This window comes from Arthrobacter sp. NPDC080082, assembly GCF_040686595.1.
In the GTDB taxonomy this organism is placed as follows: domain Bacteria; phylum Actinomycetota; class Actinomycetes; order Actinomycetales; family Micrococcaceae; genus Arthrobacter.
In genome coordinates, this window is record NZ_JBFBKQ010000003.1 from 201595 (window position 1) to 227064 (window position 25470).

Sequence of the window (25470 nt, forward strand, 5' to 3'; positions counted from 1 at the left end):
AAGGAATTTCGCAATGAAACCTCTAGGTACCGGAGAAGGTTACTGGTACCCGCCCGACGAGAGCCGACGAGCCACCGCCGTGCGGGTCTTGAATGCGCTCAGGGAATACCGGGCCTCCGAGACGGCCATGCGCCGCCGGACCCGCTCCTCCATGGCCATGGGGGAGACGGACCTGCTGGCGCTGCGCTACCTGCTCGACGCCGAAAAGGCCGGACATGGCATCCGCCCCAAGGAACTTGCCGCACGCCTGGGCATGACGTCGGCGTCCATGACGGCTTTGGTGGACCGGATGGTGAGCGGCGGGTTCGTCACCCGTGAGCCGCATCCGGTGGACCGCCGGGCCATTATCCTGAGGCCCACTCCCGGGGCCGACGAAGAGGTGCGGCACACGCTCAGCCAAATGCACCAGCGCATGATCGAGGTGGCCGAATCGCTGACGCCGGAACAGGCCGAAGCGGTCACCTTCTTCCTGCAGCGGATGCGCGAGGCGGTTGATACGGTGGATGCCGAACACCCCGATCTCGTCTCCGCTGGACAAAGTTAGAAAACTAGATAGTCTAGCTAGGTAATTAGCTAGCTATCTAGAGGCGATGGATCGAATGACTGCTGTAATCGAACGCAAGACCTCCGAAGAACCGGACTCCGGCCGCGGCGCAGCGGCAGACGGAACGGCGTCGGCCCCGAAGGCCACCCAGGCCCCGGTGGCTGACTTTACCGTGAACCTGGATGAGTCCTTCGCCGGGCATGGCACCCCGAAGGACAAGGAGCGCACCGCCTCGTCCGTAGCCCCGTCGCACTGCGGCGCTGAGATGACCATGTCGCCTGATCCGGATGCGTCCCTGCCTTGGGCGCAGTTCCACACCGGCCTGGGCGAGTGGGTCTGCCCGTGCGGCTTCCGCCAGGACGTCGCCCCGGTTGCGGATCCGCTGGCCGCCGTCCGCGCCGCCTCCGGCCGGCTGGAGAGCCTGCAGTGGGAGATGGACGCCGCTCAGGCGGCCCTCGCCACCGCCGTCCGTGCCGCGGACCAGGCCGGTGCCGAGCGCTCAAGCCTCGGCGTCGCCGCCGCCATCAGCGCCGCCGAGCTCGAAGACATGCTGGCCTAAACGCCCTAACACCACGTATCCGGCCTGACGGCCCGTCGCCATCGATGGGGTCAGGCCGGACCGCGTTGGTGAACGTTTTCCGAACCCGGCCGCGCCATTCCGGAAATCTTGCCTATATGTGACAAGATTGCCGCAACTTTTGGGTTGGAGGGGACGTCATAGCTATGGTCAGGCAGCCGGATCAGGTGCACCACCGGTCACGGCCGCAAACCCGGATGGGGCTGCCGCCCGGTGCGTGGCTTGGCCTCATCGTGACCATCGACCTGGTCCTGGCCCTGGCGGTACGCATTCCCTCCCTGCTGGGTATTGAGCCGCTGGGGGACACGGAGCGCTGGCAGTGGGTCCTCGACGCGGTGATGCTTTCCTTCGTGCCGATCGTCGTCTACTCCGCCGTCCGCCTGACCCGCCAGCGGCGCACCGAGCGTCTGCAGGCCAGCCGCAGCTCCCGGCAGGTCCACACAATGCTCAGGGCCAGCCGCGAATGGCTCTGGGCCGTCGACAATACCGGTTCCATCACCTTCTCCAGCCCGATGTGTGAACAGCTCACCGGCTACGCACCGGAGGAGCTGGTCGGCAGCCCCATTGGGCTGGTCCTGGACCCGTCGGAGTTGGCCGCCGCGTTGCGCACCCAGCCGTCGGCCGGGGACGACAGGACCTTCACCGGGCTGGTGCTGGTCTGCCGGCATCGCAACGGCACCGGCGTCCTGATGGAGGTCACCGGGGAGGCAATCCTCGACGACGACGGTAACCTCGCCGGCTTCGAAGGCATGGCGCGCGCCGTCGAGGACCTGCCATCCACCGCGTACGAGACCGAACAGGTCCGCCGCCGGGTCTCCGAGCAGCTCGCCGCGGCCCGCCTCGTCACCGCCTTCCAGCCCATCCGCTGCCTCGCCTCCGGCCGGGTGATCGGCGTCGAGGCCCTCAGCCGCTTCCCCGCCTCCGAAGGAACCTCACCCGAGGCGTGGTTTGTCCAGGCCTCCTCCGTGGGGCTCGGCGTGCAGCTGGAACTGCTGGCGCTGCGCACCGCGCTGCGCGCCTCCCGGCGCCTCCCGGCGGAGCTGTACGTGGCGCTTAACCTGTCCCCGGAAGCCTGCCTCGACCCCGAGGTGCACGAGGTCCTCTGGCAGGCGCCCATCGCCCCCGCACGGGTGGTGATCGAGGTGACCGAGCGCCAGGAGGTCAACGACTACGCCGCGCTCTCCAACGCACTCGCCCCGCTGCGGGCGGCGGGACTGCGGGTGGCCATCGACGACGCCGGCTCGGGCTTCGCCTCGATGCGGCACATCATCAAGCTCACCCCTGACCTGATCAAGCTGGACCGCGCCATTGTGCGGGACATCGACACGGAGACCGCCCACCGTGCCCTGGGCGCCGCGATGGCGGGGTTCGCGGCCGAGATTGGAGCATCCCTGCTGGCCGAGGGGGTGGAGACGGACGCCGAACTGCGGACCGTCACCGCACTCGGCATGGCTGCCGCCCAGGGCTACCATCTGGGCAGGCCGTCCGTGAATCCGGGGGACTGGGAACAATGGAGCGGCTCGTCCGGGCGAGACGCCGGGGACCGTGGCTCCGGTGACTCAGGCTCCGGGGACCTCGGGCCCGGCGGCGCACTGTCCCGCTGACCTTGCCCGCAAGGTCTCAGGGCCTCCGGCGCGCGCGCAGCACCGCATCGTGCACCGTTACCGGCGTGCCCTCGGCGTCGGAGGCCGCCCGGGCCCGGGCCGCGCAGGTGACGACCTCCCAGTCCTCCCCGTCCAGTTCCGCGGCGATCTGCTCGGCGGTGAACAGCAGGCCGGGCAGGGACGGCCGGCGGACGGTGGTCTCCAGGTCGGAGGGGTGGTGGCCGACGATCAGCAGGGTCCCGCGGGGCGCCACCGACGCCGCGAGGCGCTGGTACACGTCCGGGCGCTGCTCCGGCGGCAGGTGAAGGTACTGGGCGGTGACCAGATCAAACGTCCCGGCCGGCGGCGGGGCCACGGTCAGGTCCGCGTGCTGCCAAGTGATGCGGGACGCCGCGGCCGGATCGTCCCGCACGGCGTCGGCGGCGCGGGAGAGTGCCACGGAGGAGATGTCGACGGCGGTGACCCGCCAGCCGCGCCGGGCCAACCAGGCGGCGTCGGCCCCCTCACCCGCCCCGACGTCGAGCGCTGACCCCGGTTCCAGCCCCGCCACCTCGGCGACGAGCTGGGGATTGGGCTGCCCGCTCCAGACCGAACCGTGGAGGCCGTGCTGCCGGTACCGTTCGTCCCAGAACGATTCGTCGTAGTCCATGCGGCTCTCCTTGGGCTGCTCGTCGCGGGGGCGGAATCCGGTGGTCAATCCAGTGTAGGGGTCCGCGGCACTACCTCTTTTAGGAGGTAGTTTGCGGTCCGCAAATCTTCTTACAGTGAGCCAGGTCACAACAGCGTGCCTCGAGGCTGACATCAAAGGAGATTGCCATGACCTCAGCAACACCCATTTCCCCGGCGGGACGGCAGGCGGCGCCAAGCCGCAAGACACTGCGCCGGGTGGCGTTCGCGAGCTTCGCCGGAACCACTATCGAGTTTTACGACTTCTTCATCTACGGCACCGCCGCGGCGCTGGTCTTTCCGGTCGTCTTCTTCCCCGCGCTCGGGGCCGCGGCCGGCACCGTCGCCTCCTTCGGCACCTTCGCCGTAGCCTTCTTCGCCCGCCCCCTCGGCGCCATCGTGTTCGGCCACTTCGGCCACTTCGGCGACCGGATCGGCCGGAAGAAGACCCTCATCACCACCCTGCTGATGATGGGCACCGCCACCGTGTTGATCGGCTTCATCCCGGACGCGAGCACCATCGGCGTGGCCGCCCCGATCCTGCTGGTGGTGCTCCGCTTCGTGCAAGGCCTCGCCGTCGGCGGGGAGTGGGCCGGCGCCACCCTCCTGGTGGCCGAGTACGCCTCGCAGGGCAAACGGGGACTCTTCGGGTCCTTCCCGCAGATCGGCCCCTCGGTGGCCTTCTTCCTGGCCAGCGGCACCTTCCTGCTGACCAACCTCACCCTGGGCGACAAGTCCGAGGCCTTCATCTCCATCGGCTGGCGGGTCCCGTTCGTCCTCAGCGCCGTCCTGGTCCTGGTGGGCCTCTGGGTCCGGCTGAGCATCGAGGAGACCCCCGTCTTCAAGAACGCGGCCCGCGCCAGTGCAACCACCACACGCCTGCCCGTCCTTGAGTCCCTGCGCCGCCAGCCGCGGGAGATCCTCCTGGCCGGCGGCGCCCTGACGCTGCTCTTCGCCTTCTTCTACATGGGCACCGCCTACCTCACCAGCTTCGCCACCAGCCCCGCCGGCATGAAGCTGGGCCGGGTGGAGGTCCTCAGTGCCGGCATGGTCGCCTCCGTGTTTGTCGCCGCCGCCACCCTCGCCTCGGGCATCCTCTCGGACCGCTTCGGCCGCAAGAAGGTCATCGCCGCGTCCTGCCTGCTCGCCGTGCCGTGGTCGCTGGTGCTCTTCCCGATTCTCAGCGCCAACACCGTGCTGGCCTTCGGCGTCGGGCTGACCGTCACCCTGGTGATCTTCGCCGTCGCGTACGGTCCGGCGGGGGCGCTGCTGCCCGAGCTCTTCGAGACCCGGTACCGATACACCGGCGCCGGCATGGGCTACAACCTGGCCGGCGTGGTGGGCGGCGGCATCGTGCCGCTGGTCGCGGCCCAGCTGGCCGGGACCTCCGGGGCCTGGTCCGTCGGGGTGCTGCTCGCCGGGATCGGCGTGTTCAGCGTCCTCTGCAGCCTCGCCCTGCCCAACCGGGAGAACCGTGGACTGGAGGGCGCCACGGTACACGCCGCGGCGGAACCCGCGACGGCGGCGGACGCGGCCCCTGCGGCTCGACGTTAGGAACCAGAACCCAAGGGGGCTGACGGCGGACGCCGGCAGCCCCCTTTCTCACGGGATGAGGCCGAGCCGGCGGGCCGCGGACACGGCCTCGAGCCGGTTGTGCACGGAGAGCTTGGCCATCGCGTTCTGCAGGTAGCTCTTCACCGTGGCGGGCTTGAGCCCCAGCCGGTCGGCGGTCTCCTGGTAAGAACAGCCCAGCGCCAGCAGGGACAGCACGTCCAGCTCCCGGCGGGCCAGCCTGGCGCCCACCGGGAGCGCCCGGGCCGCCGCAGGGGGTGAGAGGTAGTCGCCGATGATCTCCAGCTGCCGGGCCAGGTGTGGGTCCGCGACGGTTCCGGCCAGCGAGCGGAGCTCGGCGTGCGCCTCGCGGACGTGCTCCAGCCAGCTGGGGTCCTGCGTCGGGGCGGTTCCGGTTCCGGCGCTCGCGATGATCGAGACTCTGCGGTCCACCTCATCCCGGACCCGGAGTTCCTCGGCCATCCCGGCGGAGGCCTCCATCGCCTCCCGGACGGCGCGTTCGCCCAGCGGGGAGCTGTCCCGGCTGGCCAGGTACAGGACGGCCCGCGACGTTCCCCTGACCACGACGGGCACGGCCGCCACCGAGGACAGGCGTTCCCGGCTGACGGCGACGTCGTACTCGTGGGTGATGCCGTCCGAGGCAAGGTAGTCAGCGACCAGGAACGGCCGCTGCTGGGCGAAGACCCGGCCGCCGAGGCCCGCGCCGGGAACCACCACCACCCGATGCAGGCTGGAGGTCGCCGTACCGAGGAAGTCCGTCAGCTGCAGCCGCTCACCGCTGGCCAGCCCGGCGAAGAGCACGGCCGGCCGGAACCTGCCCGAGAGCGCTCGCAGGGAGGCGCGGAGCAGCTCCCGGTCGTCCGGCCGCGAGTAGGGGTTCGGCTGCATGAGTCGTCTCCTGGTGCCGCGCCGGCTGCCGCCGCGCTCTCATGGGGTTGTGTGGTCGATGGTGTGTGGCTGGTTGCCACCGGGGCGGCGGTGCGGCCTAGTCCGCCTCGTCCGCGAAGTCTCCGGCCCCGCGCCGGAAGTCGCCCAGGATCCGGATCAGCGCGTCCACGTCCTCGGTGCCGAAGCCTGACTGCGCGAACACCTCGCCGTTCAGTGCCGCCGTCGCCCGCTTCGCCAGCGTCCGCCCGCCCGAGGTGAGCTCGATCAGGGTGGTACGCCCGTCGGTGGGGTGCGGTGAGCGGAGTACCAGGCCGGCTTCCTGCAGCCGGTCCACGGCGTTGGTCACCGAGGTGGGGTGGACCTGCAGCAGGGCGCTGGCCTTGTTCATGGGCAGCGCCCCGCTGCGGGCGAAACTGAGCAGGGCCAGCAGCTCGTACCGGGCAAACGTCAGCCCGAACGGCTTGAGTACTGCCTCGATCCGGGCCAGCAGGATCTGCTGGGTGCGCATGATCGCGGTGATCGCCGCCATGGGAGCGGCGACGTCGGACCAACCGTGCCGCTCCCAGTTCCGCCGGGCGTCGGCAATCGGATCGCGCGGCAGTGGGGCGCCCACCACGGCTAGCCCTTCAGCCCCGGGAAGTCCGCCTCGGAGTACTCCGTGCCCAGTCCCTCCGGCGGCGTCCCGTTGCCGTGGCGCAGTTCTTCGCTGTGCCGCAGCTCCACCCGACGGATCTTGCCGGAGATGGTCTTGGGCAGCTCGGCGAACTCCAGCCGACGGATCCGCTTGAAGGGGGCCAGGTGGTCGCGGCAGTAGCGCAGGATGTCCTCGGCCAGCTCCGGCCCCGGCTCGTGGCCGGAGGCCAGCACTACGAACGCCTTGGGGACGGAGAGCTTGAGCGCGTCGGGGGAGGGGACGACGGCGGCCTCGGCCACCGCGGGGTGTTCGATCAGGACACTCTCCAGCTCGAACGGGGAGAGCCGGTAGTCCGAGGATTTGAACACGTCGTCGCCGCGGCCGACGTAGGTGATGATCCCGCGCTCGTCCCGGCTGGCCATGTCGCCCGTGTGGTAGTAGCCGTCGCGGAAGGCCTCGGCGGTCTTCTCGGGGTCGCCGTAGTAGGCCTTCATCAGGCCCACCGGGCGGGGATCCAGGCGCAGGCAGAGCTCGCCGTCGTCGCCCTCCTCGCCGGTGGCCGGGTCGACCAGGACGACGTCGTAGCCCGGCAGCGGCTTGCCCATGGCGCCGATCTTGATCGGCTGGCCGGGGGTGTTGGCGATCTGCACGGTGGTTTCGGTCTGGCCGAAGCCGTCCCGGATGGTCTGGCCCCAGGCCCGGTTGACCTGGTCGATGACCTCGGCGTTGAGCGGTTCGCCCGCGGAGACCACCTTGGTGGGCGGGTTCTGCAGCAGGGTCAGGTCGGCCTGGATCAGCATCCGCCAGACCGTGGGCGGCGCGCAGAAGCTGGTGACCTTCTCGCGGTCCATCTGCTCCATCAGGGCCTTGGCGTCGAAGCGGTCGTAGTTGTAGATGAAGACGCAGGCCTCGGCGATCCACGGGGTGAAGACGTTGGACCAGGCGTGCTTGGCCCAGCCGGGGGAGGCGACGTTCAGGTGCACGTCGCCCGGTTCCATGCCGATCCAGAACATGGTGGACAGGTGCCCCACCGGGTAAGAGGTGTGGGTATGCTCTACCAGCTTGGCCTTGGAGGTGGTGCCGGAGGTGAAGTAGAGCAGCAGCGTCTCGTCGGCCCGGGTGGGGGCGTCCGGGGTGAACTCCAGCGGGGCGCCGTCGGCGTCGGCGTACCGCAGGACGTCCTTCTTCCCGTCGTCGGTGGTCCCGTCGCCGGTGCCCGTGCCTGCCGTGCCCGCGCCGATCTCGATGAGCCGGTAGTCCCCGGGGACGCCGTCGAACTTGCCGATGTTGGCGCTGCCGACGGCGGCCCAGCCGGCCCCGCCGCGCTCCACGCGGTCGCGCAGGTCCGCCGGGCCCATCAGCGTCGTGGTGGGGATCATGACGATCCCGAGCTTGATCCCGGCCAGCATCAGCTCCCAGAGCTCCACCTGGTTGCCCAGCATGATGATCATCCGGTCCCCGCGGCGGATGCCCTGCGCCCGGAGCCAGTTGGCCACCTGGGCGGAGCGGGCCGAGAGGTCGGCGAAGCTGCGGCGGGTGGCGGAGCCGTCCTGTTCCACGATCACCAGCGCCGGCTTCGCGCCGCGCTCCGGGTCCGCGGCGATCTGGTCGAACCAGTCCAGGGCGAAGTTGAATTCCTCGAACCGTGGCCATTCGAACTCGTCCCGGGCGGCCTCGTAATCCCCGCGCAGGGCGAGCAGCCTGTCCCTCGCGGCCCGGAATTCGTCAGTCACGGTCATGGGTGCACCTTTCACAGCCGGTTGCGGCCCGGCGGTCCAGTGGCGGCCGCCGTTGGCCGGGCATATCCACCGCCACCGGGAGGTCCGTGATTGCCGGCGCCCCCTAGTGACGAATATCACTGTGCAATATACTAGGACATCCAAGGGTTTGGAAGAGCCTGCGCCGCCGCCGGCGGCACCCGACGAAGGGATACCTGCCCGTGCAGCCACAACGAAGTGTCGACGGACCAGCCATCGGAGCTCCCCCGTTTCCGGACGCGGACCTGATGTACATCGCTGACCTCCTGCCCCCGGCGGAACGGAGCCGCTACGAGGAGATCCGGGAGTTCCTGCAGACCCGGATCCGGCCCGCGTCGATCGACTTCTGGAACCGGGAGGAGTTCCCCTTCGGCTTGCTCTCCGAACTGGGCAAGCACGGCCTCGGCGGGATCCAGACGGACGGGACCTCGAAGCTGTTCAAGGGCCTGATGTACGTGGAGGTGGCCCGGGCGGACGTCTCGCTCTCGGCGCTGGTGGGCATCCACAACGAACTAATCGTGGGGATGATCGACGAGCTCGGCTCTGAGGAGCAGAAGGCCCGCTGGCTGCCCGGGCTGACCGCCTTCACCCAGCTGGGCGCGTTCGCCCTGACCGAGCCGGACCACGGCTCGGACATCGCCGGGGGACTGGCGACGACGGCGCGGCGGGACGGGTCCGAATGGGTGATCACCGGCGCCAAGCGCTGGATCGGCGCCGGCACAATCGCCGACTTCGCGCTGGTCTGGGCCCGGGACGAAGCGGACCAGCAGATCAAGGGCTTCATCGTCGAGACGGACCGGCCCGGGTACACGGCCACCAAGATCGCCAACAAGATCGGCCTGCGGATCATGCAGAACGCGGACATCGTCCTCGACGAGGTCCGTATCCCGGCCGAAAACCTGCTGCCCGGGGCCACCAGCTTCTCCCGCGCCAACGACCTGCTGCGCGACTCACGGGCCTGGGTGGGCTGGCAGGGCGCCGGCATCCAGCTCGCGGCTTTCGACATCGCGCGTGCCTACGCGCTGGAGCGGTTCCAGTTCGGCCGCGAACTGGCCCGGTTCCAGCTGGTCCAGCAGCAGCTGGCCGAAATCCTGGGCAACGCCAGCGTCTCGCTGGCCCTGATGGCGCAGCTGGCGCGGATCCAGCAGGACGGGAAGCTGGAAATGGTACAGGCCGCCATGGCCAAATCCACCACCACCCGCCTGGCCCGCGCCTCCGTGGCGATGGGGCGCGCGCTGCTGGGCGGCAACGGCATCACCACCGATTTCGAGATGGCCAAGCTCTTCGGCGACGCCGAGATCCTCTACACCTACGAGGGCAGCTACGAGATCAATTCGATGATCGTGGCCCGGGCCGTCACCGGGAAATCCGCGTTCGTCTAACGCCTGCTGACGACGGCGGGCCGGCGGTCAGCCGGCCGCGCCGTAGCGTTCGCTGCGGTCGCGGCCGGCGTGCTTGGCCGCGTACAGTGCCCGGTCCGCGCAGGCCAGCAGGCCCCGGCTGCCGGCGTCGGACAGTTCGCAGACGCCCGCCGAGACGGTGATGTGCCCGACATCGCCGAACGGTTCGGAGCCGATCGCCACCCGGGCCCGTTCCGCCGCCAGCAACGCCTCCACCCCGTCGGTTTCCGGGAGCAGCCAGACGAATTCCTCGCCGCCGAAGCGGGCCACGATTTCATCCTTTCGCGCCACCGCCCGGAGCCGGGCGGCGACGTCGGCCAGCACCACGTCGCCCATCAGGTGCCCGAAGGTGTCGTTGACATTCTTGAAGTGGTCAATGTCCAGCACGATGGCGCTGAGGTGGGTGCCGCGGGCGGCGGCCCGCTCGATCTCGTGGGCCAGGTGCTGCTCCAGGGAGCGGCGGTTGGGCAGCCCGCTGAGCTCGTCCGTGGTGGCCTGGCGCTCCAGTTGGGCCCGGGCCTCGGTGTTTCCGATGGCGATTTCCACCAGTTCCGCGAACTGCGCCAGCCGCTCCAACATGGCCGCGGTGACGCCGGTGCTGGACTTGGACGTCAGGCTCACCACGCCCCAGAGGCTGCCGTGCACCCGGATCGGGGCGGCCGCGGCGGATCGGAAGCCGCCGGCGAGCATCTGCCCCTCCGCGACGCCACCGCTCTTGGTGCCGTACACAACCAGGGCGGGCTTCCCCGTCACCGCCACCCGAACGGTGGCGGAATTGTCGGTCAGAGCGAAGACATGCTCCCGGCTCAGCGTCGAGGGCATAGCCGGGGCCATGGCCACGATCTCGGCCGACAGGGGCCCGGTGTAGCGGACGACGGCGGCGGAGTCGACGGCGAAGAGGTCCCTGAGGATAAACGCGAGCTGCACCGAGATGTCCTCCGGCGCCGCGTTGCGGGCCACGGCCGTGGCGATCTCGTGCAGCGCCTCCCAGGTCTGCTCCTGCTGCAGCCGCTCGGTGACGTCCACGGCCACCACCATTCCGGCGGTGGCACCGTCGGAGTTGACCGGCCCGGCCTTGAGCCGGTAGGTGCGGGGGCCGATCCGCCGGGTCCAGGCGACCTCCTCGCCGGCCAGGGCCGCCCGGTAGCGTGGTTCCAGTTCCTCGGCCAGCCAGCCCTCCAGCACATCGTGGATGCGGCGGCCCTCCAGCTCCTCCGGGCGGTAACCGAAGGCGTGCAACTCCTGGCCTTCGGCGATCAGATAGCGGAGATCCGCATCGAAGAGCAGGACGAAGACGCCGGGGATGCTGCCGGCCAGGGCGCGGTAGCGGTCCGTGTCGCGGCGCTGCCGGTGCTCCGCGAGGACCCGATCCGTGACATCGGTGATCATGACGAAGAAGCCCAGAACGGCGCCGTCGCGCTCATCGGGCATGTAGGAGACCTCGGCGTGGCGGGTGCCGCCGCCAGCGTCGTTGAGCGTGCGCTTGAACAGTTGCGGCTCGCCGCCAAGAACCTTGTCGATGTACCCGCGGTTCGCCGCGTAGACGTCCTCGTGCAGCAGCTCGCGGATGTGCATCCCGTACAGCTGCTGAGCCTCGACGCCGAACCAGGACAGGTAGGCATCATTGGCCAGCCGGTTCCTCAGCTCCGCGTCCCAGTAGGCCACCATCGCCGGAATTCCATTGAGCACCGCGCGCATCTGGGCGGGGACCTCCGGCATCGCCGGCGGATGGTTCGCGTTCTCACGGTCGAGAGCGCTGTGAATATTCATTGCCCAAGTATCTATGGCGGTGCGGTCCCGCGAAAAACCGGCACAACGAAAACGGGTGAAGGAAAGTTCCGGGACGACCATCCCGGCATGGTCGTTGGCCTCGCCGCGCAGCCCGGGCCGGGATGGGCATCCCGCTCCCCGCCGATGTCGCCGGTGCAGCCACGGGGTTTGGCCGGGTAGCGGCTATCCCCGCAGGGGAGGAGCGACGGCGTCGGCGGCTTCGCGCATCCGCGTCAGGAACCGCTTGACCGTCTCGGCTTCCTGCTGGGTCAGCTCCGCCGCGGCACGGATCAGGAGCGGGTGGATGTTTCCCAGGGCTTCCCGGACGACAACCCTGGCGGAAGGCATCGGCAGGAGGTTGACCGCCCGGCGATCGGCCGGATCCGGTTCGCGGGTGATGTGCCCGGACCTGACGAGGCGGTCCACCAGCGAGGTAGCGGCGGCGGAACTCATTCCCAGGCGAACGGCGAGGTCCTTCTGCCGCACCTGGGCGCCGTCCGCCTCGGCGTCCAGAAGATGCCGGAGGGCAAGGAGATCCGATTCGTTCATGTCCCTGGTCGGGCGGGTCCGGCGCTGCATGGCGGCCTCGGCAACCCGGTACTCCCTCAGTGCCTCGAGAACGCTGAGTGCGCGGGGACCCGTGTCACCAGCGGGTACGGGAACGGAACTGGGGCCTGCGTCGTGCGTATCCATCGGAATCCCTTGGTAGCGCACTGGCAAGCATGCGTAGGCCCTAAACGTATCACCCGGTCCGGTGCCTACGGCACGAACCGGTAGCCGATCCCCGCCTCCGTAAGCAGGTGCCGCGGGGCGGCAGGGTCCGCCTCAAGCTTGCGCCGCAGCTGCGCCATATAGACCCGTAGGTAATTGGTCTCCTTCGCGTACGCCGGGCCCCAGACCTCGGAGAGCAGCTGCTGCTGCGGGATCAGCTTCTCCGGGTTCCGGACCAGCACCTCCAGCATCTTCCACTCGGTGGGGGTCAGGCGGATGTCCTCCCCGCCGCGGGTGACCCGGTGCTTGCCGAGGTCCACGGTGAACGTCTCGGTGGCGACCACCGGCTGGACATCGACGTCGGCGGTGCGGCGCAGCAGGGCGCGGAGCCGGGCCAGCAGCTCGTCCAGCCCGAACGGCTTGGTGATGTAGTCGTCCGCGCCGGCGTCGAGCGCCTCCACCTTGTCCTCGGAGCCGTGCCGGGCCGAGAGTACCAGCACCGGCGCCTGGCTCCAGGTGCGGAGCTCGCGGAGGACCTCGGTACCGTCCAGGTCCGGCAGGCCCAGGTCCAGGATCACCAGCGCCAACGGGTGCTGGGTGGCGGCCAGTAGGGCGGAGTGCCCGTCCGCGGCGGTGGTGACGTCGTAGCCGTGCGCCTGCAGCGTGATGCGCAGTGCCCGGAGCAGGTGCGGGTCGTCGTCGACGACGAGGACGGCGGTCATCCGGCCTCCGTCCGGTTCGGGGCGGCGGGCAGGCGGTGTGCCCGGTGGTCCAGGGTGGACTGCGGTTCCAGCGGGGCCTGCCGGTGGCCGGGCTCGAAGGGGGCGCCGGTAGAGAGCGGCAGCCGGATCACCATGGTCAGGCCGCCGCCGGGGGTCGGTTCGGCGGTAAGGCTGCCGCCCATCGCGTCGGTGAAGCCCTTCGCCACGGCCAGGCCCAGGCCGATTCCGGTGGCCTGCGGGGCGTCGTCGAGCCGTTGGAAGGGCCGGAACATCTCCAGCACGCGTTCGGCCGGGACGCCGTGGCCGTGGTCGATGATCCGCAGCTCCCCGGCGGGCCGGCCGCCCAGGGCCACCGGGCTCAGTCCGCCGCCGGCGCCGACCAGGACGATGTCCGCCTCCGGCGCGTATTTCACGGCGTTCTCGACGACGTTTGCCACCACACGCTCCAGCATGCCGGGGTCGGCGTCGACCTCGGGCATGTTCGGCGGCAGCTCCACCCGGACCCGGCCCGGCGGAACGGCGCGCAGCGCCCCGGGAATGACGTCGAACCAGCGGACCGGGCGGAGCAGGGGGTGGGCGGCGTCGGCGCTGATCCGGGACATGTCCAGCAGGTTCCCCACCAGGGCGTCCAGGCGGTCCGAGCATTCCTCGATGGTGGCCAGCAGTTCTTCCCTTTCCTCGGGGCGGTAGCGGTCCGCGTCGTGGCGGAGGCCGCCGACGGCCAGCTTGATGCCGGCCAAAGGCGTGCGCAGGTCGTGGGAGACGGCGCGCAGGATGGAGGTGCGGATGGTGTTGCTCTCGGCCAGGCGCAGCATCTGCCGCCGGCTGGCCACCAGCTGCTGGCGTTCCAGCTGCGCCTCGAGGTGGACGCCGAACGCGGCCAGCAGCCGCCGGTCGCTCGCCGGGAGCACCCTGCCGTAGAGCACCAGCCGGGCACCGGAGCCGACTTCCTCGACGTTGTCGCCGGCCGCACCGCCGTCGGCCGTCTCGGCGCTTCCCGGCGATCCGGCCGTCGCGATCAGCTCCCACTCGCCCGAGCTTCCGCCGCCCTCCGCGGGTGCGGGCCGGACGTAGAGCGCCGCGGCGCGGACCTGGAAGACGCTGAGAGCCTGCTCCAGCAGGGCCGCGAGCGTGTCCTCCGAACCGGCGGCGTTGCGGGCCAGGTCGCCCAGGGTGGTGGCCTCGGCGCGGGCCCGGGCGGCCTCCTTGGAGCGGCGGGCGGAGACGTCGACGACGACGGCGACCGCGGCGGAGACCCCGACGAACACCAGCAGCGCCAGCAGGTTCTGCGAGTCGCTGATGGTCAGGGTGCCCACCGGCGGGGTGGAGAAGTAGTTGACCAGCAGGCTGCTGAGCACGGCGGCGAGGATCGCCGGCCACAGGCCGCCCACCAAGGCGACGGCCACGGAGCCGCTGAGCTGGACCAGCATGACGGTGGCGACGTTCCGCTCCGGGTCGAGCACCAGCAGCGCCTGGACCGCCGGCGGCAGCAGCAGCGCCAAGGCGAAGCCCACCAGCACCCGGATCCGGCCCAGGTCCCGGGGCCGGACCGGGCGGGCGCCGCGGCCCACCAGCGGGTGGGAGACCATGTGAACGTCGATGTCGCCGGAGTCGCGGACCACCCGGGTGCCGACGCCGCCGCCCAGCAGCCAGCCGGCGAGGGAGTCGATCTTCCGGCGCCGGGAGATCCCTACGACGATCTGGGTGGCATTGACGCTGCGGGCGAAGTCCAGCAGCGCCGCGGCCGGGTCCTCCCCGGCGACCGTGTGGTAGCTGCCGCCCAGGTCCTGGATCAGGTGCCGCTGCGCCTCGAGGGCCTGCGGGGATTCGCTGGCGACGCCGTCGGCCACCCGGACGTGCACGGCCAGCAGGTCCCCGCCGTTGACCCGGTTGAGGATCCGGGCGCCGCGGCGGATCAGTACCTCGCCCTCTGGGCCGCCGGTCAGTCCCACGACGATCCGTTCCCGGGCCGGCCAGCTCTCCTCGATGCCCTGTTCGGCCCGGTATTTGGCCAGCCCCTCGTCCACCCGGTCCGCGAGCCAGAGCAGCGCCAGTTCCCGCAGCGCGGTCAGGTTGCCCACCCGGAAGTAGTTCGAGAGCGCCGCGTCGATCTTCTCCGGGGCGTAGATCTTGCCGTCGCCCAGCCGCTGCCGCAGCAGCTCCGGAGAGATGTCCACGAGGTGGATCTGGTCCGCGCGGCGGACGACGTCGTCGGGCACCGTCTCGGCCTGGCGGACGTCGGTGATGGCGCTGACGACGTCCCCGAGCGAGGCCAGGTGCTGGATGTTGACGGTGGAGAGGACGTCGATGCCGGCCTCCAGCAGCGCGTCGACGTCCTGCCAGCGCTTCGGGTTGCGGCTGCCGGGGATGTTGGAGTGGGCGTACTCGTCCACGATCGCGGTTTCCGGGGCGCGGGCCAGGACCGCGTCCAGGTCCATTTCCTCGAACTCGGTGCCGCGGTAGGGGAGGCGGCGCGGCGGCACGATTTCCAGGCCGTCCAGCAGGGCACGGGTCTCGCTGCGGCCGTGGTCCATGGCGAAGGCTACGACGACGTCGATGCCGCGCTGCGCCAGCCGGTGGGCCTCTTCGAGCATCTCGTAGGTTTTCCCGACGCCGGGCGCGGCCCCCAGGAAGATCCGCAGCGTTCCTCGTGCCATGCCGTCATTCTCTCACTTGGTTCGGCCCGGCTGCGCCGCCGCGGCAGCGTCCGCGACGGCCAGGTTCAGGGCGGTGACATTGACCGAGGGCTGGCCGAGGAACGCCGTGACCCCGCCGCGGGTGTTTCCGCGGACCAGCTCCTCAACGGCGGCCGGGTCCAGCCCCTGCGCGGCGGCAACCCGGGCCACCTGGAGCTTCGCGTAGGCCGGGGAAATGTCCGGGTCCAGGCCCGAGGCCGAGGCGGTGACGGCGTCGGCCGGGACCTGGTCCACGGAGACATGCTCCGCCGCCGCCACCGCGGCGCGGCCCTGCTGCACGGAGTCCAGCAGTTTAGCGTCGTTCGGACCGAGGTTGCTGGCCGAGGATGACGCCGGGTCCCACGCCACCGTTGAGGGCCGGGCATGGAACCAGCGCGGGTCCTGGGCCCCGCCGTCGCCGGCGGAGGCCTGCGCGATCAGGGCCGAGGCCGCCGGGCGCCCGGCGCTGTCCCGGAGGATGGAGCCGTTGGCCTGGTCGGGGGCGATCAGCTGCCCGGCGCCGAACACGGCCAGGGGGTAGGCGAAGCCGAGCACCAGGGTGGCGGCGACGAGAAAGCGCAGGGCGGTGCCGGCCTGCCGGAGGTATCCGAAGATGGTGGTCATGGGGTGTTCCTAGCCGATTCCGGGGATGAGGGAGATCACGAGGTCGATGATCTTGATGCCGATGAAGGGTGCTACCAGGCCGCCGAGGCCGTAGATCAGCAGGTTTCGGGACAGCGCCCGGTTGGCGGTGACGGCGCGGTACTTCACGCCGCGCAGCGCCAGCGGGACCAGGGCGATGATGATCAGGGCGTTGAAGATCACCGCCGAGAGGATCGCGGAGGCCGGCGTCGTCAGGCCCATGATGTTCAGCAGGCCCAGGCCCGGGAATGTGGCCGCGAACAGTGCCGGGACGATCGCAAAGTACTTGGCGACGTCGTTGGCCACCGAGAAGGTGGTCAGCGCGCCCCGGGTGATCAGCAGCTGCTTGCCGATGCCCACGATGTTGATCAGCTTGGTGGGGTCCGAGTCCAGGTCCACCATGTTGGCGGCGTCCTTGGCCGCCGGGGTCCCGGAGTTCATCGCGACGCCGACGTCCGCGGCGGCCAGAGCCGGGGCGTCGTTGGTGCCGTCCCCGGTCATGGCCACCAGCCGGCCGGCGGACTGTTCCTTTTTGATGACGGCGAGCTTGTCCTCCGGGGTGGCCTCGGCCAGGAAGTCGTCCACGCCGGCTTCGGCGGCGATCGCCTTGGCCGTGATGGGGTTGTCGCCGGTGATCATGACCGTGCGGATGCCCATCTGGCGCAGCTCGGCGAAGCGGGCGTGCATGCCGGGCTTCACGACGTCGGCCAGGTGGACGCAGCCGAGCACCTCGGGGCGTCCGTCGGCGGCCACCTCGGCCACCAGCAGCGGGGTGCCGCCGTGCGCGGCGATCTCCCGCACCCGGGCATCCACCCCCGCGCCGGTGCGGCCGCCATGTTCCTCGACGAAGGTGCCCACGGTGGAGGCGGCGCCCTTGCGGATCATCCGCCCGTCCAGGTCCAGCCCGGACATCCTGGTCGCGGCGCTGAACGGGACGACGGCGACGTCCCGGCTCCCGGCTTCCAGGGCGGCCAGGTCCGCCCCGGCGACGCCGCGTTCGGCGGCCAGGTCCACGACGGACCGGCCCTCCGGGGTCTCGTCGGCCAGGCTGCAGAGCCGGGCCGCCTCGATCAGCCGGTCCATGCCCACCCCGTCCGCGGGGTGGAATTCCACCGCGCGGCGGTTTCCGTAGGTGATGGTGCCGGTCTTATCCAGCAGCAGGGTGGTGATGTCCCCGGCCGTTTCCACGGCCCGGCCGGAGGTGGCCAGGACGTTGTGCTGGACCAGCCGGTCCATGCCGGCGATGCCGATGGCGGGCACCAGTGCCCCGATGGTGGTGGGGATGAGGCAGACCAGCAGCGCCACGAGGACGATCGGGGACGGGGTGGCACCGGCGAGGGCGGCAAACGGGGCCAGCGCCATGGTGACGATCAGGAAGACGATGGTCAGGGACACCAGCAGCACGTGCAGGGCGATCTCGTTGGGGGTCTTCTGCCGGACGGCGCCCTCCACGAGTTTGATCATCCGGTCCACGAAGGTTTGGCCGGCCTCTGCGGTGATCCGGATGACGATCCGGTCCGAGAGCACCCGGGTGCCGCCGGTCACCGAGGACCGGTCGCCGCCGGATTCGCGGATGACGGGGGCAGATTCGCCGGTGATGGTCGATTCGTCGACGCTGGCGACGCCCTCGATGATCTCGCCGTCGGAAGCGATCACGTCCCCTGCCTCGCAGATGATCACGTCGTTGAGCGACAGATCCGTGCCCGGGACGCGGCGGGTGCCGCCGTCGGGCAGCCGCAGCGTGGCCTCCACGCCCTGTCGGCTGGCGCGCAGGCTGTCCGCCTGGGCCTTGCCGCGGCCCTCGGCGATCGACTCGGACAGGGTGCCGAACAGGACGGTCAGCCATAGCCACGCGGTGACCGCGATGCCGAAGACGGAGGGTTTCAGCACGCAGATGACGGTGCACAGTGCGGCGCCCACCAGCACGGTGAACATCACCGGGGAGTGGACCATCTGGCGGGGGGCGAGCTTGCGCACCGCCAGCGGCAGGGCGGCGGCCACGGTGGCCAGGGTCAGCTTGGCCGGGGTCTTGGTGTGGTGCTTGTGTTCGCCGGGGGTGCCGAGGGGGTTGCCGTCGGCGTAGGTCCGGCTGGAGGTGTCCGCGGGGGACGGGGTCATCGGATCAATCCTTCTGCGAGGGGGCCCAGGGCGAGGGCGGGGAAGTAGCTGAGGGCGGTGAGGATAACCGTCACGCCCAGCAGCAGCACCGCGAACAGGGGGCCGTGGGTGGGGAGGGTGCCGGCGGAGACCGGGATCTTGCCCTGCCGGGCCAGGGAACCGGCCAGGGCAAGGACCAGGACGATCGGCAGGAACCGGCCCAGGAGCATGGCGAGGCCCAGGAGGGTGGAGAGCAGGGGCCCGGAGCTGGTGATGCCGCCGAACGCGGAGCCGTTGTTGTTCGCCCCGGAGGTGAAGGCGTACAGGACCTCGCTGAACTGGTGCGGTCCGGTGGCCGGGGCGTTGGCGACGGCGTCGGGCAGCAGCACGGTCACCCCGGCGAGGGCCAGGACCAGGGTGGGGGTGACCAGGATGTACAGGGCCGCGAGCTTCATCTCGGTGGGGCCGATCTTCTTGCCCAGGTATTCGGGGGTGCGGCCCACCATCAGGCCGGCGATGAACACGGCGATGATCGAGAGGATCAGCAGCCCGTACAGCCCCGAACCGGTGCCGCCGGGGGCCACCTCGCCCAGCATCATGTTGATCATCGTCATCCCGCCGGCCAGGGGCGGCAGCGAGTCGTGGGCGGCGTTGACCGCGCCGGTGGAGGTCAGGGTGGTGGACGCGGCGTACAGCGCGGCCGGTACCGGGCCGAAGCGCTGTTCGAAGCCCTCCCCGAGCCCGCCGGCCGCCGCCGTCGCCGTGCCCTGCGCGGAGGACACCGCCCAGCCGGTCAGCAGGGTGGAGGCCAGCCAGAGCGTGCCCATGACCGCGGCAACGGTGAAGCCCTGCCGCCGGTCGCCCACCAGCCGGCCGAAGGTGTACGGCAGCGCGGAGGGGATGAGCAGCAGCAGGAAGACCTGGAACAGGCTGACCGCGGCGTTGGGGTTCTCGAAGGGGTGGGCGGAGTTGGCGTTGAAGTAGCCGCCGCCGTTGGTGCCAAGGACCTTGATGGCCTCCTGCGAGGCGACCGGGCCGCCGGGGATGGTCTGGTTCACGCCCATGGCCTGGTTGGCGACGTCGGTGGACCAGAAATTCTGCACCACCCCGCCCAGCACCAGCAGGACGGCGGAAACGAACGCCAGGGGCAGCAGCACCCTGTAGGTCACGCGGGTCAGGTCCACCCAGAAGTTGCCCAGCCGGTCGGTGCGCACCCGCACCAGGCCGCGGATGAGGGCGACGGCGACCACGATGCCGACGGCGGCGGAGAGGAAATTCTGCACCGCCAGCAAGCCCATCTGCACGAAGATGCCCACCGTGGCCTCCGGGGCGTACGCCTGCCAGTTGGTGTTGGTCACGAAGGAAATGGCCGTGTTCATGGCCACCCAGGGGTCCACGCCGGTCAGCGGTCCGGTGCCCGGGATGACGCCCTGGAGCCGCTGTAGCGCGAAGACCAGCAGGATCGAGACGGCGGAGAAGGCCAGCACGCCGCGCAGGTACACCGGCCAGGTCTGCTCCGTGCCGGCGTCGACGCCGGTCAGCCGGTAGAGGAGGCGCTCGGCGCGGGCGGTGCGGGTGCCTGCGACCACCCGGGCCAGGTAGAGCCCCAGCGGCTTGTGCACCGCGGCCAGCGCCACCAGCAGGGCGCCGGCCTGGAGCAAGAAGGAGAGAGTGTTGAAGGTCATTGGGCGGTCACCACTTCTCGGGGTTGATCAGGACGGCCAGGAGGTAGCCCGTCAGGCCCAGTCCGGCCAGGAACAGGACCACCCACATCACGGCCTCGGCGTTCACCGTCCACCTTCCGTCCGCCCGGCGTCGTCGCCGAGCACCCGGGCCAGGCGTTGCCCGACCCACATCACGAACCCCATGGAGACCATGAGGATTCCGATCACAGCCGCGTCGGCCATCACAGGTTCCTTTCATCTGCGCCCCGTCTGCGGGGCCTGAGACCAGTGAAGACCCTCGCCGGGGCTCCGCGGCAGGTGCTAACGGTTCCTTGATGCGGGCGGGGCGGATCTTGACGGATCCTTGACGCGGGGGTCCCCGGCCGGCACGGAGGGTGCGTCAAGGATTCGTCAAGATCCGCGGATTTGGCCGGATCCGGGCTCCGCCCGGTGCTACGTTTGCGGGTGATCGCAATGCGGTGCGCCGCGGCGTGCCGCGAGGAAAGGCACCCCATGACCACCCTGAGCAGGCCCCCGGCCGACCCCTCGGCACCCCGGCCGGCCCGCAGCACAGCACTCCGGAAGTGGCTCCTGGTGGGGCTGCAGGACAGCAAGGGCGCCCACCAGGGTCCGCACGGCGTGCGGGCCGCGGAGGAAAAGAAGCACACCTGGTGGCAGGTGATGTGCCTGACCGGCGTCGACTACTTCTCCACCCTGGGCTACCAGCCGGCCATCGCGGCGCTCGCCGCCGGCGTCATCTCGCCGCTGGCCACCCTGGTCCTGGTGGCCATCACCCTGTTCGGCGCGCTCCCGGTCTACCGCCGGGTGGCCGGCGAGAGCCACCGCGGCGAGGGATCGATCGCCATGCTGGAGCGGCTGATGCCGCGCTGGGGCGGCAAGCTCTTCGTGCTGGTGCTGCTCGGCTTCGCCGCGACGGACTTCATGATCACCATGACCCTCTCCGCCGCGGACGCCACCGCCCACCTGGTGGAGAACCCCATCAGCCCGGGCTGGATGCAGGGCCAGAACGTCGCCATCACCCTGTTTCTCTTGGCCCTGCTGGCCGCCGTCTTCCTCCGCGGCTTCAAGGAGGCGATCGGCGTCGCCGTCGCGATTGTCGGGGTCTACCTGGCCCTGAACGTCGTCGTCGTCGGCGTCTCACTCTGGGAGGTGCTGACGCACCCGCTGGCCGTCGGCAACTGGTGGGCGGCGATCGCCACATCGCATGGGAATCCGCTGCTGGCCGTCGGTTTCGCGCTGCTGGTCTTCCCCAAGCTGGCCCTGGGCCTCTCCGGCTTCGAGACCGGCGTCGCGGTGATGCCGCAGATCCAGGGCCACCCGGACGACACCGAGGAGAACCCGGCCGGCCGGATCCAGGGCGCCCGGAAGCTGCTGACCACGGCGGCCCTGATCATGAGCACGTTCCTGATTATCAGCAGCTTCACCACCGTGGTGCTGATCCCGGAAAACGAGTTCCAGCCCGGCGGACAGGCCAACGGCCGCGCCCTGGCGTTCCTCGCCCACGAACAGCTCGGCATCGGCTTCGGCACCGTCTACGACATCTCCACCATTGCCATCCTCTGGTTCGCCGGGGCGTCCGCGATGGCCGGGCTGCTGAACCTGGTGCCCCGCTACCTGCCCCGCTACGGCATGGCCCCCGGTTGGGCCCGTGCGGTGCGTCCGCTGGTGCTCGTCTTCACCCTGGTGGGCTTCCTGATCACCTGGATTTTCGACGCCGACGTCGATGCGCAGGGCGGCGCGTACGCCACCGGCGTGCTGGTGCTGATGACCTCCGCGGCGATCGCCGTCACCCTGTCCGCCCGCCGGAAGCGGCAGCGCAAGCGCACGGTGGGCTTCGGCGTGATCGCCGTGGTCTTCGTGTACACCACGGTGGCGAACGTCGTCGAACGCCCCGAGGGCATCCGGATCGCGTCGATCTTCATCCTCGGGATCATCGTCATCTCGCTGCTGTCCCGGGCTCGGCGGTCGTTCGAACTGCACGCCACCCACGTCCACCTGGACCGGCAGGCGCTGGAGTTCCTGTCCGCCGAACTGGACGGCCCGCTGAGCATCGTGGCGCACGAACCGCTGCGGCTCAGCCCTGAGGCGTACAGGGAGAAGCTGGAATCCGCGATCGAGGTCAGCCACCTGCCGCTGGATTACCAGGCCGTGTTCCTCGAGGTGGTGGTGGACGACTCCTCGGACTTCGAAACCGAACTCGAGGTCAAGGGCATCACCCGCCACGGGTACCGGATCCTGGAGGTGCACGGGCCGGTGGTGCCGAACACGATCGCCTCGGTGTTGCTGCACATCCGCGACGTGACCGGGCTGATGCCGCACATCTACTTCCGCTGGACCGAGGGCAACCCGGTGACCAACCTGCTCCGCTTCCTGGCGTTCGGCGAGGGCGAGATCGCCCCGGTGACCCGTGAGGTGCTGCGGGAGGCCGAGCCGGACGTGACCCGGCGGCCTTGGGTGCACGTGGGCTGATCCGCCGGGTTTGCGGGGCCGGGTGCCTGGCGCCTCCCGGCCGGGGTGTTAGCGCTGCACGTCGGTGGCGCCGGCGACGATGTCCTTGGCGAGCACGGCAACCTTTCGGTTCGTCTCCGAGCTCAACTTGCTCATCAGCTCGAACGCGTCCTCGGCGCTGACGCCGGTGCGGCCCATCAGGATGCCCTTGGCCTGTTCGATGACGGCCCGGGTGCGGGACGCTGCGGCGACCGATTCGTTGGCGAGCCGATGCCGGTCCGTGTGGATCGACTGGGTCAGATCCACCACCACACCCCAGACACCGACGGGGACGTTCCCGTCCATAATGTAATCCGCGGAGTACAGCAGCTTGTGCTGCCGGTTCTTCTTGTCCCGGATCGAGAGGTAGAGGGAGGACGGACCGCCGCGCGAGGCCACCCGTTCCCAGTACGCCAGCACACGGGGCCGATCTTCGGGCTCGATGTGGGGCATCACCATCTCCATCGAGGGGACCACCTCGCCCCGCTCGTAGCCGTAGATCCGGTAGAGGCCGTCGGACCAGCGGAAGATCCCGTCGGCGAAGTAGTGCTCCACCAATCCGGTGGGGCAGTCCAGGAATCCATCCTGGGCGTCCCCGCCCGAAAGGGGTCCGCGATGGTTGTGGTTCACAGACATGGGCGGGGCCGATCGACGTGCTGCGCCCGGCGTCACCGCGCCAGGGCCTGAAAAGACAAGAATATCCGTCCGCCACGCTCAGTGGAAAGCATGGAGTGCCTAAGCCGGATCCCCGGATCTGTTACCCGGCGGCGGAGTCCCGGGGGAGTTCGAGCAGGAGGGTGTCCGAGCCGCCGTTGCGGCCCACCTTGCGGAATCCCACCCGCTCGTGGAGGCCGAGCTTAGGCGGGTGCGGTACCGTCCGTCCGATCCAAACGGCCGGACGGCAAAACAAAGCCCCTCCGGGAGACCCGAAGGGGCTTGTGTTTTCTAGGAGAAGCAGTCCGGCTGGCCGGGCTTTCCCGAAAGCTTAGAGCGGGCGAATGTTCTCGGCCTGCGGGCCCTTGGGGCCCTGGGTGACGTCGAACTCGACCTTCTGGTTCTCGTCCAGCGAGCGGTAGCCGCTGGTGGCGATTGCCGAGTAGTGGGCGAAAACGTCAGCGGACCCGTCATCCGGGGCAATGAAGCCAAAACCCTTTTCGGCGTTGAACCATTTAACTGTGCCAGTAGCCATGCTTTATCCTTCTGAAATGCTGATCTCCGGCGGCCACGCAAGGCCAACGGCTGCGGAGACATTCGTCCGCTGTCCCCAACGTACGGGGCGCGGGGCCAGGGTGCAAGAGCCACGCGGGGCAGTTCTGCCCGGCCCGAGGCTATAGTCTGCCCACCATGGCAACCATCACGGTGGTGATCCCCACCCGCAACGACGCCGGGCCGCTGGCCGTGTGCCTCGCCGCCCTCTCCCGCCAGAGCCGCCGTCCGGACGCAGTAATCGTGGTGGACAACGGCAGCACTGACGGGACCGACGCCGTCTGCGCCGCCGCCGGGGTGCACCGGATCCCCGCCGATGTCGCGGGTATCGCGGCCGCCACGGCCCTCGGTTTTGACGCCGCGGACACGGACATCATCGCCCGCCTGGATACCGACTCAATCCCGCCGGCTAACTGGCTGGAGCGGGTCGAAACCCTCCTCGCCGGGGCCGCCCCGCCCGCCGCCGTCAGCGGCCCGGGCGACTTCTACGGCGGCACGGCGCTGGCCCGGTGGGCGGGCCGGAGCATCTGGATCGCCGGGTACCACCGCGTGGTGGGGCTGCTCCTGGGACACCCGCCGCTCTTCGGCTCCAACTTCGCGATGCATTCGGCGGCGTGGGCGCTGATCCGGGACACGGTGCACCGCGGCCTGCCGGCCGTGCATGACGATCTCGACATCTCCTACCAGCTCCCGCCCCAGGTAGCCGTGATCTGGGAGCCGACCCTGCGGGTGGGGGTTTCCGCCCGGCCGTTCGAGAGCGCCGGGGCGGTGGGGCGGCGTCTGGCGATGGCGTGGACGACGTTCGCCGTCGAATTCGCGGCGGACCCGCCGCTGGCCCGACGACGGCGGCGGCGCGACTACCGGCGGGGGCTCACCCGGCCGAACTGAAGAGGGCGATCAGGTCCCGGCTCATCTGGTGCGGGGAGGTCTCGCTGGGGCTGTGGCCGCCGCGATAGACGGCGATCTTCGCGCCGATCGCCTGGGCGAACCGGCGGTGCAGGGCCAGCGGCCAGAGATCGTGCTCCCCGACGGCCACCAGCTTGGGCAGCGTGGCCGCCGCCAGGACCGGCCGGAGGTCCGGGGCGTGCTGCATCAGGCCGAAGATATCCCGGACCGACTGCCGCCGGGTGAGCCGGAACCGGGAGCGGACAAAGCGGATCCGGTTCGGGGCCACCTTGACCACGTTGCTGCGGATGCCCCAGATCATCAGTGCCGCGCCCACCCGGGGGCTGGCCAGCCCGCTGAACCGGCCGATCCGCTGCACCCCGCGGAAGCTGTTCCCCGGTTCCGGCGGGCAACTGAGCAGCGTCAGCGTGCGGAACAGCTCCGGCCGCCGCTCGAAGGCCAGCTGCGCGACAATCGCGGCAAAGGAATACCCGACCACGTGGGCCGGCCCCCCGCCGGACTCCAGCAGGGCGAGCAAGTCGTCGGTGAAGAGGGCGTAGTCGTAGTGTTTGCGCGGCGGTACGAGGTTTTCCGGGCCGGCCCCGGCGGACTCGTACTGGCCCGCGATGTCACAGCTGAGCGCGTAATAGCCGGCCTCGGCAAGCTGGGGAAGCATCAGGGCAAAGTCTTCCTTGGACCCGGTGGCGCCCGGGATCAGCAGTACTCGTGGAGCGTCAGGGTTGCCCATGGCAAGGGTGGCCAGGGTTCCACTTGGCGCCTCGAAGACCCCGCGGACGGCGCCGGGCGGCGGGACGGACCAGTCGACGTCGGGCTGCGCGGCGTCCAGGCGGGCGGCCTCGTCGACTAGCCCGGAGCCAAAGACTCCTGGGTCCGGTTCGGGAACGCCGGGGTTCCGGCGGCCGGTTCTCGCCATGGGTCAACGATAGC

The 25470-nt window shown here is 70.3% G+C and carries 22 protein-coding genes; 7 read left to right on the forward strand and 15 right to left on the reverse strand.

Annotation, left to right across the window (positions count from 1 at the left end):
• The first annotated feature begins 13 nt into the window (after nt 1–13).
• The 3 genes from AB0O44_RS07825 (at nt 14) to AB0O44_RS07835 (ending at nt 2725) form a co-directional block, all read left to right on the forward strand.
• Complete coding sequence (locus AB0O44_RS07825; RefSeq protein ID WP_290256831.1) at nt 14–544, forward strand: MarR family transcriptional regulator; 531 nt, start codon at nt 14–16, stop codon at nt 542–544.
• A 55-nt stretch (nt 545–599) separates the two neighbouring features.
• Nucleotides 600–1103, forward strand: a complete 504-nt coding sequence (locus tag AB0O44_RS07830) for a hypothetical protein (RefSeq protein ID WP_364136264.1) — start codon at nt 600–602, stop codon at nt 1101–1103.
• 251 nt (nt 1104–1354) lie between these two features.
• A complete protein-coding gene (locus AB0O44_RS07835) occupies nt 1355–2725 on the forward strand; it encodes an EAL domain-containing protein (RefSeq protein ID WP_364136266.1) in 1371 nt (456 codons plus the stop codon).
• 16 nt (nt 2726–2741) lie between these two features.
• On the opposite strand, the gene AB0O44_RS07840 is transcribed toward AB0O44_RS07835, so the two are convergent.
• Entirely contained in the window at nt 2742–3422 is a 681-nt protein-coding gene (locus tag AB0O44_RS07840) for a class I SAM-dependent methyltransferase (RefSeq protein ID WP_364136268.1), read from the reverse strand.
• A 119-nt stretch (nt 3423–3541) separates the two neighbouring features.
• On the opposite strand from AB0O44_RS07840, the gene AB0O44_RS07845 reads away from it, so the two are divergent.
• The gene (locus AB0O44_RS07845) at nt 3542–4945 is read left to right on the forward strand and encodes an MFS transporter (protein ID WP_364136270.1); all 1404 of its coding nucleotides are present in this window, start codon (nt 3542–3544) and stop codon (nt 4943–4945) included.
• Between the two features lie 48 nt (nt 4946–4993).
• Here the strand turns inward: AB0O44_RS07845 and AB0O44_RS07850 are convergent, their stop codons facing one another.
• The 3 genes from AB0O44_RS07850 to AB0O44_RS07860 form a co-directional block, all read right to left on the reverse strand.
• Nucleotides 4994–5851, reverse strand: a complete 858-nt coding sequence (locus tag AB0O44_RS07850; protein ID WP_364136272.1) for a LuxR C-terminal-related transcriptional regulator — start codon at nt 5849–5851, stop codon at nt 4994–4996.
• A 97-nt stretch (nt 5852–5948) separates the two neighbouring features.
• Nucleotides 5949–6464: a MarR family transcriptional regulator gene (locus AB0O44_RS07855; protein ID WP_364136685.1), complete on the reverse strand. Its 516-nt coding sequence runs from the start codon at nt 6462–6464 to the stop codon at nt 5949–5951.
• 5 nt (nt 6465–6469) lie between these two features.
• Nucleotides 6470–8224, reverse strand: coding sequence for an AMP-binding protein (locus AB0O44_RS07860; protein WP_364136274.1), 1755 nt, complete (start codon nt 8222–8224; stop codon nt 6470–6472).
• Nucleotides 8225–8490: 266 nt separating this feature from the next.
• Here AB0O44_RS07860 and AB0O44_RS07865 point away from each other — a divergent pair, with 266 nt between their 5' ends.
• A complete protein-coding gene (locus tag AB0O44_RS07865; protein WP_364136276.1) occupies nt 8491–9624 on the forward strand; it encodes an acyl-CoA dehydrogenase family protein in 1134 nt (377 codons plus the stop codon).
• Nucleotides 9625–9651: 27 nt separating this feature from the next.
• Here the strand turns inward: AB0O44_RS07865 and AB0O44_RS07870 are convergent, their stop codons facing one another.
• From AB0O44_RS07870 to AB0O44_RS07905, 8 genes are all read right to left on the reverse strand, one after another.
• The gene (locus tag AB0O44_RS07870; protein WP_364136278.1) at nt 9652–11412 is read right to left on the reverse strand and encodes a diguanylate cyclase; all 1761 of its coding nucleotides are present in this window, start codon (nt 11410–11412) and stop codon (nt 9652–9654) included.
• Between the two features lie 183 nt (nt 11413–11595).
• Complete coding sequence (locus AB0O44_RS07875) at nt 11596–12105, reverse strand: MarR family transcriptional regulator (RefSeq protein WP_364136280.1); 510 nt, start codon at nt 12103–12105, stop codon at nt 11596–11598.
• Between the two features lie 65 nt (nt 12106–12170).
• Nucleotides 12171–12845, reverse strand: coding sequence for a response regulator (locus tag AB0O44_RS07880; RefSeq protein WP_364136282.1), 675 nt, complete (start codon nt 12843–12845; stop codon nt 12171–12173).
• Nucleotides 12842–15502 carry a DUF4118 domain-containing protein gene (locus tag AB0O44_RS07885; RefSeq protein ID WP_364136284.1) on the reverse strand — a complete coding sequence of 887 codons (2661 nt, stop codon included), beginning with the start codon at nt 15500–15502 and terminating at the stop codon, nt 12842–12844. Before AB0O44_RS07885 ends, AB0O44_RS07880 begins: the two co-directional genes overlap by 4 nt.
• 12 nt (nt 15503–15514) lie before the next feature.
• On the reverse strand, nt 15515–16144 hold the full coding sequence (locus AB0O44_RS07890; protein WP_364136286.1) for a potassium-transporting ATPase subunit C: 630 nt from the start codon (nt 16142–16144) through the stop codon (nt 15515–15517).
• A 9-nt stretch (nt 16145–16153) separates the two neighbouring features.
• Nucleotides 16154–18280 carry a potassium-transporting ATPase subunit KdpB gene (gene kdpB / locus AB0O44_RS07895; protein ID WP_364136288.1) on the reverse strand — a complete coding sequence of 709 codons (2127 nt, stop codon included), beginning with the start codon at nt 18278–18280 and terminating at the stop codon, nt 16154–16156.
• The gene (gene kdpA, locus AB0O44_RS07900) at nt 18277–19944 is read right to left on the reverse strand and encodes a potassium-transporting ATPase subunit KdpA (RefSeq protein WP_364136290.1); all 1668 of its coding nucleotides are present in this window, start codon (nt 19942–19944) and stop codon (nt 18277–18279) included. Before kdpA ends, kdpB begins: the two co-directional genes overlap by 4 nt.
• 7 nt (nt 19945–19951) lie before the next feature.
• Nucleotides 19952–20050, reverse strand: coding sequence for a potassium-transporting ATPase subunit F (locus AB0O44_RS07905; protein WP_290256816.1), 99 nt, complete (start codon nt 20048–20050; stop codon nt 19952–19954).
• Between the two features lie 386 nt (nt 20051–20436).
• On the opposite strand from AB0O44_RS07905, the gene AB0O44_RS07910 reads away from it, so the two are divergent.
• The gene (locus AB0O44_RS07910) at nt 20437–22413 is read left to right on the forward strand and encodes an amino acid transporter (RefSeq protein ID WP_290256815.1); all 1977 of its coding nucleotides are present in this window, start codon (nt 20437–20439) and stop codon (nt 22411–22413) included.
• A gap of 48 nt (nt 22414–22461) precedes the next feature.
• Here AB0O44_RS07910 and AB0O44_RS07915 read toward each other — a convergent pair whose 3' ends face one another.
• Nucleotides 22462–23067 (reverse strand): PAS and ANTAR domain-containing protein, encoded by a 606-nt coding sequence (locus AB0O44_RS07915; RefSeq protein ID WP_364136292.1) that lies wholly within the window; start codon nt 23065–23067, stop codon nt 22462–22464.
• Between the two features lie 349 nt (nt 23068–23416).
• Complete coding sequence (locus AB0O44_RS07920; protein WP_009357211.1) at nt 23417–23620, reverse strand: cold-shock protein; 204 nt, start codon at nt 23618–23620, stop codon at nt 23417–23419.
• A 155-nt stretch (nt 23621–23775) separates the two neighbouring features.
• On the opposite strand from AB0O44_RS07920, the gene AB0O44_RS07925 reads away from it, so the two are divergent.
• On the forward strand, nt 23776–24525 hold the full coding sequence (locus AB0O44_RS07925) for a glycosyltransferase (RefSeq protein WP_364136294.1): 750 nt from the start codon (nt 23776–23778) through the stop codon (nt 24523–24525).
• Here AB0O44_RS07925 and AB0O44_RS07930 read toward each other — a convergent pair.
• Entirely contained in the window at nt 24509–25456 is a 948-nt protein-coding gene (locus AB0O44_RS07930) for an alpha/beta hydrolase (protein ID WP_364136296.1), read from the reverse strand. The genes AB0O44_RS07925 and AB0O44_RS07930 overlap by 17 nt on opposite strands.
• Nucleotides 25457–25470: the final 14 nt, after the last annotated feature.